This window comes from Caballeronia sp. LZ035, from assembly GCF_031451175.1.
Taxonomy (GTDB): domain Bacteria; phylum Pseudomonadota; class Gammaproteobacteria; order Burkholderiales; family Burkholderiaceae; genus Caballeronia.
The window spans coordinates 58,595-71,477 of record NZ_JARUXS010000001.1; the positions used below are offsets into that span (position 1 = coordinate 58,595).

Annotated in this window: 13 protein-coding genes; 2 read left to right on the forward strand and 11 right to left on the reverse strand. The window is 62.0% G+C overall.

The genetic code is table 11. The features are described from left to right. Nucleotides 1-26 precede the first annotated feature (26 nt). From QCE88_RS00295 to QCE88_RS00305, 3 genes are read right to left on the reverse strand one after another with little or no spacing between them, the layout of a single operon-like run. On the reverse strand, nucleotides 27-707 hold the full coding sequence (locus QCE88_RS00295) for a response regulator transcription factor (protein WP_309898169.1): 681 nt from the start codon (nucleotides 705-707) through the stop codon (nucleotides 27-29). Nucleotides 708-719: 12 nt separating this feature from the next. Continuing rightward, complete coding sequence (locus tag QCE88_RS00300; RefSeq protein ID WP_309898171.1) at nucleotides 720-1,643, reverse strand: LysR family transcriptional regulator; 924 nt, start codon at nucleotides 1,641-1,643, stop codon at nucleotides 720-722. Between the two features lie 37 nt (nucleotides 1,644-1,680). Then, on the reverse strand, nucleotides 1,681-1,935 hold the full coding sequence (locus QCE88_RS00305; protein WP_309898173.1) for a DUF4148 domain-containing protein: 255 nt from the start codon (nucleotides 1,933-1,935) through the stop codon (nucleotides 1,681-1,683). A gap of 328 nt (nucleotides 1,936-2,263) precedes the next feature. On the opposite strand from QCE88_RS00305, the gene QCE88_RS00310 reads away from it, so the two are divergent. Next, the gene (locus tag QCE88_RS00310; RefSeq protein WP_309898175.1) at nucleotides 2,264-3,409 is read left to right on the forward strand and encodes a porin; all 1,146 of its coding nucleotides are present in this window, start codon (nucleotides 2,264-2,266) and stop codon (nucleotides 3,407-3,409) included. Between the two features lie 16 nt (nucleotides 3,410-3,425). Then, nucleotides 3,426-3,881 (forward strand): DUF4148 domain-containing protein, encoded by a 456-nt coding sequence (locus QCE88_RS42025; RefSeq protein WP_409017990.1) that lies wholly within the window; start codon nucleotides 3,426-3,428, stop codon nucleotides 3,879-3,881. Nucleotides 3,882-4,055: 174 nt separating this feature from the next. Here the strand turns inward: QCE88_RS42025 and QCE88_RS00320 are convergent, their stop codons facing one another. The 8 genes from QCE88_RS00320 to QCE88_RS00355 form a co-directional block, all read right to left on the reverse strand. Next, on the reverse strand, nucleotides 4,056-4,733 hold the full coding sequence (locus QCE88_RS00320; RefSeq protein ID WP_309898177.1) for a response regulator transcription factor: 678 nt from the start codon (nucleotides 4,731-4,733) through the stop codon (nucleotides 4,056-4,058). Nucleotides 4,734-4,743: 10 nt separating this feature from the next. Next, complete coding sequence (locus tag QCE88_RS00325; protein WP_409018098.1) at nucleotides 4,744-6,045, reverse strand: sensor histidine kinase; 1,302 nt, start codon at nucleotides 6,043-6,045, stop codon at nucleotides 4,744-4,746. Nucleotides 6,046-6,169: 124 nt separating this feature from the next. Beyond that, complete coding sequence (locus QCE88_RS00330) at nucleotides 6,170-6,850, reverse strand: response regulator transcription factor (RefSeq protein WP_309903288.1); 681 nt, start codon at nucleotides 6,848-6,850, stop codon at nucleotides 6,170-6,172. Nucleotides 6,851-7,080: 230 nt separating this feature from the next. Further along, entirely contained in the window at nucleotides 7,081-7,401 is a 321-nt protein-coding gene (locus QCE88_RS00335; protein ID WP_309898181.1) for a DUF4148 domain-containing protein, read from the reverse strand. Between the two features lie 740 nt (nucleotides 7,402-8,141). Further along, nucleotides 8,142-9,959 carry a glutamine--fructose-6-phosphate transaminase (isomerizing) gene (gene glmS, locus QCE88_RS00340; RefSeq protein ID WP_309898182.1) on the reverse strand — a complete coding sequence of 606 codons (1,818 nt, stop codon included), beginning with the start codon at nucleotides 9,957-9,959 and terminating at the stop codon, nucleotides 8,142-8,144. 80 nt (nucleotides 9,960-10,039) lie between these two features. Further along, nucleotides 10,040-11,407: a bifunctional UDP-N-acetylglucosamine diphosphorylase/glucosamine-1-phosphate N-acetyltransferase GlmU gene (gene glmU / locus QCE88_RS00345; protein ID WP_309898184.1), complete on the reverse strand. Its 1,368-nt coding sequence runs from the start codon at nucleotides 11,405-11,407 to the stop codon at nucleotides 10,040-10,042. A 98-nt stretch (nucleotides 11,408-11,505) separates the two neighbouring features. After that, complete coding sequence (ttcA, locus tag QCE88_RS00350; protein WP_309898187.1) at nucleotides 11,506-12,465, reverse strand: tRNA 2-thiocytidine(32) synthetase TtcA; 960 nt, start codon at nucleotides 12,463-12,465, stop codon at nucleotides 11,506-11,508. Continuing rightward, nucleotides 12,462-12,863, reverse strand: a complete 402-nt coding sequence (locus QCE88_RS00355) for a dihydroneopterin aldolase (RefSeq protein ID WP_309898188.1) — start codon at nucleotides 12,861-12,863, stop codon at nucleotides 12,462-12,464. Before QCE88_RS00355 ends, ttcA begins: the two co-directional genes overlap by 4 nt. Between the last annotated feature and the right edge of the window lie 20 nt (nucleotides 12,864-12,883).

Genomic DNA, 12,883 nt, shown 5'->3' on the forward strand with positions numbered 1-12,883 from the left:
TTCACGCCTTCGCAGACCCGCCATGCTCAGCAGCCGTCGTCGAGCATGTAGCCCGCTCCACGGATGGTCTTGAGCATCGAGAGGCCGCAACAATCCTGGATCTTCTTGCGCAGTCGTCCGATATGGACGTCGATGAGGTTCGTGCCGGGGTCGAATCGGCAGCCCCACACGCCCTCGAAGATCATCGTGCGCGTGAGGATGAGTCCGGCGTGACGCATCATGAATTCCAGGACACGGAACTCGGTCGGCTGGAGGACCAGGGCCTTGCCGTGGTAGCGCGCATGGCGGCGAAGCAGGTCGAGCTCGATACCGTTCGCTCGCAGGATCGTTTGACCCGCTCGCACCGCGCCTCGGCGCAGCAAGGCATCGACGCGCGCCTGCACCTCGTCGTGAGTGAATGGCTTGGCCATGTAATCGTCGCCACCGGCGCGCAGTCCGCGAACGCGTTCGTCGGCTTCGTCCAGTGAACTGATGATCAGGACGGGCGTGTTCATGCCGATGCCGCGCATGGCCGTCAACACCTGCAGGCCGTCGAGGTCGGGCAGCAGCCTGTCGAGCGTGACGATGTCGAATGAAAGATCGACGGCCATTGCCATCCCCTCTTGCCCCGAGTGCGCAACCTGAAGGTGGTAACGCGGATCGGGCAATGCGCGCCGCAGTTCCTCCACCATGCGTTCGTCGTCCTCGATGGACAGGACCTTGTACATGGAGGCGTTCTCTCAGGCGGCTTCCCGCATGACAGGTGGGGGATACGCGGGGCGATACTGGTCGACGACAAATTCGATGAAGTGCCGCACCCTCGCGGACAGGTAGGTTCGGCTCGTGTACAGGATGGAGACCTGACGGTGGCCGTCGACAATCTCATACTGGCTGAGGATGGGCAGCAGATGACCCCTGGCCAGATCATGCTCGACAAGCGGTGCGGGCAGAATCGCAATCCCCATGTTCGCCAGCGCGGCCGAATGCACCGTGGCGTGACACGAGGCTTGCAGCGCCGCACTCGTGGGGATGCGCATGACCTCGCCTTCAACCGTGAATCGCCATGCCTTGTCCGCGCTGTGGGTGGTCGTCAGAAGGTGATGCAGCGAGAGCTCCGCGGGGGTGGCCGGCGTGCCGTGCTTCTGCAAGTACCTCGGCGACGCGACGACGATCCGCTTGAACGAGCGAAGCTGGCGAGAGACGAGCGTGGAATCGGGCATGTGAGGCGCGTCAGAGAAGCCGACGTCGAAGCCGCCTTCGATGAGGGACACCGCAGCGTCGGTGGTGGTGACCTCGAAGCTCACCTTGGGATGGGCATTGCGATAGGCGGCGAGCAGGCTGCACAACCCCGATACGGCAAAGGTGCTTGGCGTGGAAACGCGCAGGATTCCGTTGAGATCGCGGGTCGAGCGAACGAGGCTTGCCTCCATCGTGTCGAGTCGATCGATGACTTCCTTGCAGCCTTCCATATAGCGCTGTCCGGCATCGGTCAGAGACAGGTGCCGGGTCGAACGATTGATGAGACGCAGGTTCAAGTGCGCCTCCAGTGTCATCACGCTGCGCGACACGGCGGCGCCCGACATTCCAAGCTGTCGCGCGGCGGCGCTGAAGCTGGCGAGCTCCACTACCCGCATGAACACGCGCATTGCCTGTAGCTGGTTCACGTCTTCTTTCCTTGCGTTGACTCATGCACGCCGACCATCAGTGATGGGCGTAGACGGTTCGGTTGAGACGGGTGAGTTGACCATCCTGCTGCGCATGCACGAGATCCCGATAAACCTGTGCGCGCGTGATTCCCGGACTGCTGTCCGGTTGGCCGTCATCCGATGTCCTATCTGCCGGTTGCGTGGCTGCAACGCCGGCACCCTGCGCCTGAGGCGCAACGGTCTGGGCGATTGCGGGAACGATAGCGGCGGTCGTTGCGACAGCAGCGATGACCTGCACGAGCTTTTTCATGAATCTCTCCGGGGAGTGGACCACCCATCCAGACAGGCGCCTTGCCTGCTGTCGGTCTGGAAAGACTACGGATCCGCCGGTGCGTGGATCGCCCGAAAAACATGAAGAGTTCTTAATGTTTCGCGTCGCGCACGGATCCCTGTTCGATGCACCGAATTCGACTCGTCGCGCATCACCATTTTCTGAAAATCAGTCTTCCCGGAATTCAAAACATCGATGACCGGGCGTTCTTTAATCTGCCTCCGCGCTCAGCAGACCGGTTCGTACGCGCCCTCCGCGTTTCGACAGTCGCGCACCAAACCCCATCTCTTGCTCGGAATAGAGAACGATGAAGAAAGCCATATTGGCGGGCGCGCTGCCCGCTTTGTTGACGTGCGGTACGGCTCATGCGCAAAGCAGCGTCACGCTATACGGCCTGATTGACGAGGGTCTGGATTTCACGAATAACGCCAACGGCCATCGCGCTTATCAGATGGCGAGCGGCTACACCCGGGGCACCCGTTGGGGTATCCACGGCAGCGAAGACCTCAGGGACGAACTCTCGGCGATCTTCCGCCTGGAAAGCGGATTCGATGTGAACAACGGGCTACTGACTCAGGGCGGTGCCGCATTCGGGCGTCAGGCGAATGTCGGCCTGTCGTCGAGACGGCTGGGTACGCTCACGATGGGCGTGCAGTACGACCCGACAGCCGACCTGTGGAGCCCCTTCACGTCAGCGGGCAGCATGATGGGCGACATGTCCGCGCACCCGTTCGGTAACGACAACGCTGCCTGGGATTACAGCATCCATAACTCCGTCAAGTACGTATCGCCGACCGTGGCCGGCTTCACCGGCGAGGCCATGTACGGCTTCAGCAATCAAGCGGGAGGATTTGCTGACGACCGGGTATACAGCGCGGCTGGCTCATACCGGATGGGCTCGATTTCGGCAGCGCTTGCCTATATGAAGACGAACGGCGGCAGAGCAACGGCAACTGGCGCGGTTTCAACGGTTACAGGCGTTTTTGCGGCGCGCTCGCAGCAGAACATCGATGCCGGCCTCTCGTACACGTTCCCGAACGAGGCAGTCGTGTCGCTCGCCTACTCCCACGTTGATGTGTACAACCCTTCGGCCAATTCCTTCTTCCAGACGCAGCCGGGAGCCGGCACGCAGAACTCGTGGAAGTTCGACAACTACGAGATCAACGGGAAGTACTACGTCAAGCCTGATTTATGGTTGGGCGCGGCCTACACCTTTACGACCGCGCAGGTAGCAACCACAACCGGCCACACCACGTCGAGATGGAACCAGGTATCCGTGATACTCGATTACGACATCAGCAAGCGTACCTCGGTCTACGTGGACGGTTCCTATCAGCATGTCGACGGCGACGCGGGCCTGGCGTTCGACAATGCCGACATCGAACGTTCGGCGGGGCCGTCGATGAGCGGCAACCAGATGGTTTATCGCGTTTCATTGCTTCACCGCTTCTGAGCCTTCGGCGTGGTTGATGGACAAGAGCGCGTCATCCGCGATGGATAGCGCGCTTTTCCATGCCTATATCGCGCACACCGCTTGGGACATCGAGACTCTCGGCACGGCCGCCGCCGTCATGAACGGACTTTCATCTTTTGATGCCGTTTCGACTAACCCGTCTGAATATCCTGTTTCAACGGGCACACACCGAAACCGCGTTGCCCGGTTCCCGTTCATTGAAATGGAGTCCGACATGAAAGGCATTCCCATCGTCATCGCGCTCGCAGCCGGCGCCGCAAGTTTTTCGTGCCATGCGCAATCGGCACCGGCACCGGCGTCGGTGCAGGCTTCGCCTACGACACAAGGTGGAGACTCAAGGATCCAAAAGATCCAACCGAAGACGCGCGCCCAGGTCTATCAAGAGCTGGTTCAAGCGGAACAGAACGGTCAACTCCAGCATCTCGACCGTACTCTGTATTGGCATGGTTGAATGACATGGCAAACCGAGTTCGACGAGCGTGTTCGCTGGGCGGTCTGTTTCTTGTCGTCAGCATCCTGGCCGGGTGCGCCACGGCTCAGACAGACTCCAACGCCTGCGTGGGACCGCCTTCCTTTTGCGTGCCGTACTTTGGCAGCTAAGAAGCGGGGACTGCCAGGTCGAAGCTCACCACGCGCGCAGTTGGTAGCCGTAGCGATTGACGGTGTCCAGCTGCGCCGCGAAACCATGCGCTTCCAGCTTCTTTCGAAGGCGCGCGACGATCAGGTTCACGCTCGCGGGGTCGACCGACTCCTTCTCCGGCCATGCGTACCGGATGAGTTCGTCGCGAGGCACCGGAAGATTGGCCTGCCGCAGCAAGCATTCGACAAGCAGGAACTCTCTTTTGCCGATGCAGATCCGCCGCTTTCCCTCGACAAGCTCACGCGTCGCGGACTCAAGCCGGATGGTCTGGCGGCCCGCTGGATCCCGGGTCGCCGCAGTGGTGCCGCGTCGCAGGGCACGCATTCTTTCCTGCAGCTCCATGATCGAGTACGGCGTGACGAAACACGCATCGGCGCCGGCGCGAAGGGCTTTGGCGCGTTCTCGCGCCGTGACATCGCTCATGATGACGATGACGGCAGGCGAACCGGGCAGCTTCGCGAACGCAGGCAGAAGGCCGTCGAGGCTTCTGGATGCGTTCTCGTCGATGGCCACCGCGAGCACGGCGTCGAACGGCTCAAGGGAGCCGAGATAGAGTCCATCACGAAGGTCATCCGTCGATTGAACGCTGTGCGCGCTTTCCCGAAGCGCCTTGCCAAGGAACGCACATTCCGTGCGAGCGGGCGATATCAGAAGGATGCGCATGAAGGCACCGTCAGTCCAGTGCGTGAGGCCAGCACTCGACCGTCATGGAGGTCCCCGTGGACGCCGGCGCCTCGTGGGGACCGACCCGCAGCATGAAGTCGTGGATGTGCATGACCGCCGTGACGATACTGAGGCCGAGCCCCGAGCCGGGAATATGCCTCGACTTGTCGGCGCGGTAGAAGCGCGTGAGGACCGCCTCTCGCTCCCATTCCGGAATGCCTGGACCCGTGTCGCTGATGACGAGCTTCGGGCCCTGGGAGGCCTGGCTCAACGCGATGTGGACTTGGCCGCCCTGTGGCGTGAATTTGATGGCGTTGTCGAGGAGGTTGCCGAACGCTTCGAACAACAGGGCGCGGTCACCGTGGACCGTGTCTGTCGGCAGGACATTGACGGTCCAGCGTATGCCGCGGTCTTCCGCCAGCGGACCGTACAGATCATCGAGTTCCGCGACCAGTGATCCGAGGTCGACCGATGCGAAACCACTTCGACGTTTCAACGACTCGATTTCGGAGATCCGCAGCATCGCTCGAAACCGGTCGAGCAATCGGTCCGTCTCATAGCAGGCTTCCTCGATCAAGTGCCTGGTTTCCTGCTTCCCTTTCGAATGCAGCGCCAGGTTTCCCAGCAGCATCCGGATGTGCGACAGCGGCGTACGCAAGTCGTGGGCGATGCCGTCGCATGCATCCTTCACTTCGGTCATCAGGCGTTCGATGTCGTCAAGCATGTGATTGACCAGATGCGAAAGCATATCGAGCTCATCGCGGCCGCCGATGGGCAAGCGCTGATTCAGGTCACCCTCGGCGATGCGTTGCGTGACTCGTCGGATGTCGCGAACGCGCCGCATCTGTCGCACGCTCAGCAAGACGCCTGTGGCGATGCTGAGGACCAGGAACAGCACACCGCCCGTGACCAGCGCTTTGATGGCGACCGCGCGGACGTGCAGCAAGGAGGTCCAGTCGCGTGCAATCACGAGGATCGTGCCGTCGGGCCGGCGAACGCCGGCTGCCCGGACCACTTTCGGACTGTGTTCGCCGCGCACCGTGAGTTGGTCGCGCAGCGTATGGCCACTTTCGTCGAGCTTCAGCGCACGCGGAAGAGACTGGATGTCGCCGGCGATTCTCGCGCCATCGGCAGAAAACAAGCCGAAATAGCTCACATGCATGCGCTCGCCTTCGAGTCGCCGAAGGATGGCGAGCGGCATGTCCTGGTTCGGGATGGATTCGAAGTAGTACATCTGCCAATGCAGGAGTCTGTCGCTATCCGCTTGCATGCGATCGGTCACTGTCCAACCGAGCAAGCCCGCCAGCAACATGAAGGACAGCGAGAAAATGACGCCATAGATGGAGAGCCACTTGAAGGTCGTCGTGTGCCAGCCTTTGCCAACCTGGATCGGCGTGGACACCTTGATGGCGGCGGACGGCACGTCCTGGGAGGGGTTACGGGTCGATGAGAACATACCCCGAGCCACGCACGGTCTGAATGAGTTGCTGCATGCCCGGTGCATCCAGCTTCTTGCGCAGGCGTCCCATATGCACATCGATGAGATTGGTTCCCGGGTCGAAGTGATAACCCCAGACTGCTTCGAACAGCATGGTCCGCGTGATGGTCTGGCCTGCGTGCCGCATGAGGAATTCGAGGATTCGATACTCGGTGGGAAGCAGCGTGATCCCGATGCCGTCGCGAGTGACGGTTCGCGAAATCAGATTCAGCGCAAGGGGACCGACTTGCAGGCGAGTCGCTGTCTGTACCGGCGACTCCTTCTGGCGCCGCAGCAGGACTTCGAGCCGCGCGACCAGTTCGTCCCGGTCGAACGGCTTGGTGAGGTAGTCGTCGCCGCCGGCGCGCAGCCCGCGGATGCGTTCGTCAACGTCACCGAGCGCACTCAGCATGAGAACCGGTGTGTCGATTCCGAGGGTGCGCAGCGTTGTCAGAATGGCGAGGCCATCGACGCCCGGCAGCATCCGGTCCAGCATGATGAGGTTGAAGCCGCCGCCAACCGCGCGAGCCAGGCCCTCTGTGCCGTTGTCGACCCACTCCACGTCCAGCCCGGCCTTGCTGAGTTCACTCGCGATTTCCGTGCCTGTCAGCGGGTCGTCTTCAATGGTGAGTACGCGGATTGCCATTGTTTCTCTGGGGAAAGCACCACTCGGAGACGGACCGCTGGCGCGTCCGGGATCTTGTGGATTTTCCATCATGGCACAAGGCGGTATCCGCGGTTGATCAGGTTCCGTGTGCCGACGATGAACATGGCTTTCTGGTTTCGAGGCCGCGAGAGCAAGCGTATGGCTTCGGTGACGTCGCGGCGTCGAATGTTTCATGAAGAGAAATTGAGCATCCTGGCAGGGGTTCAGTTGACACTCGAACTAGTCGGCGCCGGCGTGCCGGCCACCGCAGGACGCATGCAATCACGCTTGAATTCCTGGTGCAGCTTGCGCTCCGCAACGTGCAGGTCGTGTGGGTAGTCGGCATCGTCGCCGGAGGGCTCATAGCCGACTGCTTCGAGCTCGCTCATCTCCTGCATGAGTTGCCGGTGCGTCACTTCCTTCGTGAGCTTGGCGAACGGGTAGTCGTGGCATTCGGCCTGAGTGAGATGGGGCGTGGCGGCGATCGCCGAGAAGCTCGCCAACGCGAGGGCCAGGCCACCGAGGAACGCGGGAACATGCTTCATGCTTCTTCTCCAGAAGTTCACAGCCTTGCTGTGGGTGTCGACACCTGTTTGCATCAGGTGACGGGAGAAGATTAGTCATGCTCGAATGGGCGGAAAGCCGATGTTCGATGAAACGTTTTTTAAGGAGGGTGTGGATGGTGGATCATCCAGTTCGTTATGTAAGAGCCCGTTTATAGGCTCGATGTGGATGCGCGAAGAGGATGGATGACAGCTATACCAGTCCGCTCAGGCAGAGACCCGAAGCATGCAATCTTCGAGCGCTTCGCAGGCGCGAAATGATGCGGTGGGTTGTCACTGGATCCATGTGCGCCAGGCTGGAAGAGAATCGCTATCCGCATGCCCGAGGATTCATGGACGCTTCGAAGGTCCATGATTACGCTTCGAGCAAATCGAAGAGTCCATGCGGGCGTGATGCTGCGGTGAGGCGTTGCTGATCTTTTGACGACCAAGCGGAGGGAGGCGGTGAGAATGGTGGCGCTGGAAGCGCGTGCCGGCTATTGAAGCCTGCCCCGAGAGCAGTGTGGTGGCTCTTTCCACCAGAAGTGGAAGGCTTCGTCATGACTGCCGTGCAGTCATGACGCCCGAGGCTTGTAAATCATCCCGTCACTGAGAGCGTGCGCTGTTCTTTCCCATGAGAGTTTGCAGGCGAGATCGCTCCCTTTGAAGGACGCTGTTTGCCGCACGGGATGAGGGACGCTTTCGTTTTTTTGCGAACGACACACAAGGTCGTCCGCCCCCCTTCACTCCACCGTAACCGACTTCGCCAAATTCCTCGGCTTATCCACATCCGTCCCGCGCGCACACGCCGTGTGATAAGCCAGCAACTGCAACGGCACCACATGAAGAATCGGCGACAGCGCCCCATAGTGCTCCGGCATGCGGATCACATGAATCCCGTCCTGACTGACAATCCGCGTATCCGCATCGGCGAACACATACAGCTCGCCGCCCCGCGCCCGCACTTCCTGCATGTTCGACTTGAGCTTCTCCAGCAGCGCGTCATTCGGCGCGACCGTCACCACCGGCATCGCTTCAGTCACCAGCGCGAGCGGCCCATGCTTGAGCTCGCCCGCCGGATACGCCTCGGCGTGGATATATGAAATCTCCTTGAGCTTCAACGCACCCTCAAGCGCGATCGGATAATGCAGCCCGCGCCCGAGGAACAACGCATTTTCCTTGCGCGCGAAGTCCTCCGACCACGCGATGATCTGCGGCTCCAGCGCCAGCACGCTGTTCAGCGCCGCCGGCAAATGGCGCAGCTGCGCGAAATAGGCCGCCTCCTGCTTCGCATCGACGCGCCCGCGCATCTTCGCCAGCGTCACCGCCAGCACGAACAGCGCGACGAGCTGCGTCGTGAACGCCTTCGTCGATGCCACGCCGATCTCCGTGCCCGCATGCGTCAAGAACGCGAGCTCGGTCTGGCGCACCATCGCGCTCGTCGCCACGTTGCACACGGCGAGCGTGTGCTTGTGTCCGAGCGACTGCGCATGCTTGAGCGCCGCAAGCGTATCGGCGGTTTCGCCCGACTGCGAGATCACCACGACCAGCGCCTTCGGATTCGGCACCGATTCGCGATAGCGGTACTCGCTGGCAATCTCGACCTGCGTCGGAATCTTCGCGATCGATTCGAGCCAGTACTTCGCCGTCAGACCCGCATAGCTGCTCGTGCCGCACGCCAGAATGAGAATGCTGTCGATGCCCGCGAACACGTCGCCCGCCCCTTCGCCGAACAGCACCGGATCGAAGTGATCGGCTTGCGGAATCGTGTCGGTGATCGCGCGCGGCTGCTCGAAGATTTCCTTCTGCATGAAATGACGGTACGGCCCGAGTTCCACCGCGCCGCCATACGCCGTCACCGTGCGCACTTCACGCGCCGCCGGCAGACCTTCGCGATCGACGATCTTCACGCCCTCCAGCCCGATCTCGACCACGTCGCCCTCTTCGAGGAACGCGAAGCGGTCGGTGCTGCCTGCGAGCGCCAGCGCATCGGAAGCGAGAAAATTCTCGCCCTGACCCACGCCGACCACGAGCGGCGAACCCTGGCGCGCGCCCACGACCGTATGCGGCTGGTCCTTGTGCAGCACGGCGATCGCATACGCGCCGTGCAGCATCTTCACCGCATCGCGTACGGTCTGGAACAGGTCGCCGCGATACATGCTGTGGATCAGATGCGCGATGACTTCGGTGTCCGTCTGCGAGACGAACTCGTAGCCCTTGCCCTTGAGCATCTCGCGCAGCGACTCGTAGTTCTCGATGATGCCGTTGTGCACCAGCGCCACCGTATCGCGCGAAAAGATCGGATGGGCGTTGTCCGTGATGGGCGCGCCATGCGTGGCCCAGCGCGTGTGCGCGATACCGGTCATGCCGACGAGATTCGAATCGCGCACTTGTGCATCGAGGTCGGACACGCGCGCGACGCTGCGGGCGCGACGCGGCTCGCCATGGCTCAGCACGGCCACCCCGCACGAGTCGTAACCGCGATACTCGAGGCGGCGCAGCCCTTCGACCAGCACCGGGACGATGTTACGTTGCGCGACCGCGCCGACAATTCCGCACATGGGCGTTCTTCCTTTGAAACCAGTATGTGAAAGCGCGGCGCATCGGGCCGCGCGCGTCTGACTGCGCCAAACCGACAGCCTTACGACTTGTTCTTGTTCTTGACCGGGCGCACATAGCCCGTCTTGCTCACTTGCGTTTTTTCGTTGAGCACGAGTTCGTTCTCGCCGATGTCCTTCCACACCGTCGTGCCGGCCGCGATCGTCACGCCGCTGCCCACGCGCACCGGCGCGACGAGCTGGGTATCGGAGCCGACGAACACGTCGTCGCCGATCACCGTGCGATGCTTGTTGGCGCCGTCGTAGTTGCAGGTGATCGTGCCCGCGCCGATGTTCACGCGCGCACCGATGTCGGCATCGCCGATATAGGTCAGGTGGTTCGCTTTCGAGCCGCGCCCGAGCACCGCGTTCTTCACCTCGACGAAGTTGCCGACGTGCGCTTCATCCGCCAGCTGCGCGCCGGGCCGCAGCCGCGCATACGGCCCGAGCACCACGTTCGCGCCCGCCGTGGCGCCTTCGATATGCGTATACGCATCCACCCGCGTGCCCGCGCCGATATCGGCATCGCGGATCACGCAGTTCGGGCCGATCGTCACGTTGTCGCCGAGCGTCACGCGCCCTTCGAACACGCAATTCACGTCGATGGACACATCCGCGCCGCATTCGAGCGTGCCGCGCACGTCGATGCGCGCCGGGTCGAGCAGCGTCACGCCCGCATCGAGCAGCGCGTGCGCGACGTTGCGCTGATGAATTCGTTCGAGTTCGGCCAGCTGCACTTTGCTGTTCACGCCGAGCGTTTCCCATTCGGCGTCCGGCTGGGCAGTCACGACGTCCACGCCCGATTCGATCGCGCGTTCGACGACATCGGTCAGATAGAACTCGCCTTGGGCGTTGTCATTCCTGAGCGACGCGAGCCACCCTTCGAGCGCGCGCGTCGGCGTCACGACGATGCCCGTGTTGATTTCCGCGATACGGCGTTCCTCTTCGGACGCATCCTTCTGCTCGACGATCTTGCGGACCGAACCGGATGCATCGCGCACGATGCGCCCATAACCGGTCGGATCGCCGACGTCCACCGTCAACACGCCATAACGGTTCTCGCCCGCAGCTTCGATCAGGCGTACGAGCGTGCTGGCGCGCGTGAGCGGCACATCGCCGTACAGCACGAGCGTGGCCACCGAAGGATCGAGCAGCGGCAGGGCTTGCTGCACGGCGTGCCCCGTGCCGAGCTGACGGTCCTGCAGCGCGAATTGCACATCCGGCGCGCCGACGGCTTCGCGGACCTGGTCGGCGCCATGTCCGACGACGACCACGAGCCGCGTCGGCGAAAGCGTGCGCGCCGTGTCGATGACATGGGAAAGCAGCGGCTTGCCCGCCAGTGAATGAAGTACCTTCGGCCGGGCGGAGCGCATGCGCTTGCCCATGCCGGCAGCCAGAATCACGATGTTCATGCCGGGAAGCCTTGCTGGGTGTGGCGAGCCGCCAATATAGCATCCGGCTCCTTGATGCAATGCGGCGAAAGGCACGCCGCATCCTGCTCCGACAACGGTTACAGGTCGTCGAACTGCACAATTGAAATGGTGCCCGCCGATGTTGACGGTTCGCTTGCGCACGGTTCTTCGTCGAAGGCGATATCGCCCTGCGGATCCGCTTCGCCCGTCGCGCGCAATCCGGCGAACGGAAACAGCGCGCTGTCCATCAAATGCGACGGCACGACATTGGACAGCGCATTGAACATGTTCTCGATCCGCCCCGGAAAACGCTTGTCCCATTCCCGGATCAGCGCCTTCATTTCAGCGCGCTTCAGGTTCGGCTGGCTGCCGCACAGGTTGCACGGAATGATCGGAAATTCGCGCAACTCCGCGTATTTCTCGAGATCGGTTTCTTTCACATAAGCAAGCGGACGGATCACGACGTTCTTGCCGTCATCGGATTGCAGCTTGGGCGGCATGCCCTTCAGCTTGCCGCCGTAGAACATGTTGAGCAGCAGCGTCTGCAGGATGTCGTCGCGATGATGTCCAAGCGCGATCTTGGTCGCGCCGAGTTCGCCCGCCACGCGGTACAGGATGCCGCGCCGCAGCCGCGAGCACAGCGAGCACGTGGTCTTGCCCTCCGGCACCAGACGCTTGACGATGCTGTACGTGTCCTGATTCTCGATGTGGAACGGAATGTCCAGCTTCGCCAGGTATTCGGGCAGCACGTGCTCCGGAAAACCCGGCTGCTTCTGGTCGAGATTGACGGCGACGATGTCGAAGTTGATCGGCGCGCGTTCGCGCAGGCGCATCAGGATTTCGAGCATCGCGTAACTGTCCTTGCCGCCGGACAGACATACCATGACCTTGTCGCCTTCCTCGATCATGTTGAAGTCGCCGATCGCCTCGCCGACCTGCCGCACGATGCGCTTGTACAGCTTGTTGTTCTCGTACGCTTCCTTTTGCTGGCGCTTCGTCAGCGCCTCGCGGACCGGCTTGGCTTCGGCTACGGTTTCGAGCGTGTCGCGCGCGTTCATGCCAGTTCCTCCTTGATACGGAAGACTTCGACGCCCACCGCGTCGCAATCGGGATAGACGTCGGGTTTTTCCGTCGACACGGCCACCGCGCGCACGTCCGGATGCGCCAGCAAGGCAGCGGCGACGTCGTCGCAGAGGGTTTCCTGCAGATGGATATGGCCGCGCTTCACGCGTTCCGCGATGGTCGAGCGCATGAAGTCGTAATCGACCACTTCGGCCAGCTTGTCCGCGACGGGCGTCGACAGCGCGAGCGGCACGTACAGCTCCACGTTGATCACGACGCGTTGCTCGCCGCGCTTTTCGAAGTCATGCACACCGATGTTGATGCGCACTTCGTAGTTGCGCAGAAAAAGCCGCCGGCAATCGGTCAGCCGGGGGTGCGAGAGTGCGGCAAGCATGGTTTCATCCAAAAGTTGAG

Bases quoted from the DNA above. Each gene is read 5' to 3' on its own strand.
- QCE88_RS00295 (WP_309898169.1), bottom strand. From the start codon at position 707: ATGTACAAGGTCCTGTCCATCGAGGACGACGAACGCATGGTGGAGGAA.
- QCE88_RS00305 (WP_309898173.1), bottom strand. From the start codon at position 1,935: ATGAAAAAGCTCGTGCAGGTCATCGCTGCTGTCGCAACGACCGCCGCT.
- QCE88_RS00310 (WP_309898175.1), top strand. From the start codon at position 2,264: ATGAAGAAAGCCATATTGGCGGGCGCGCTGCCCGCTTTGTTGACGTGC.
- QCE88_RS42025 (WP_409017990.1), top strand. From the start codon at position 3,426: ATGGACAAGAGCGCGTCATCCGCGATGGATAGCGCGCTTTTCCATGCC.
- QCE88_RS00320 (WP_309898177.1), bottom strand. From the start codon at position 4,733: ATGCGCATCCTTCTGATATCGCCCGCTCGCACGGAATGTGCGTTCCTT.
- QCE88_RS00325 (WP_409018098.1), bottom strand. From the start codon at position 6,045: ATGTTGCTGGCGGGCTTGCTCGGTTGGACAGTGACCGATCGCATGCAA.
- QCE88_RS00335 (WP_309898181.1), bottom strand. From the start codon at position 7,401: ATGAAGCATGTTCCCGCGTTCCTCGGTGGCCTGGCCCTCGCGTTGGCG.
- glmS (WP_309898182.1), bottom strand. From the start codon at position 9,959: ATGTGCGGAATTGTCGGCGCGGTCGCGCAACGTAACATCGTCCCGGTG.
- glmU (WP_309898184.1), bottom strand. From the start codon at position 11,407: ATGAACATCGTGATTCTGGCTGCCGGCATGGGCAAGCGCATGCGCTCC.
- ttcA (WP_309898187.1), bottom strand. From the start codon at position 12,465: ATGAACGCGCGCGACACGCTCGAAACCGTAGCCGAAGCCAAGCCGGTC.
- QCE88_RS00355 (WP_309898188.1), bottom strand. From the start codon at position 12,863: ATGCTTGCCGCACTCTCGCACCCCCGGCTGACCGATTGCCGGCGGCTT.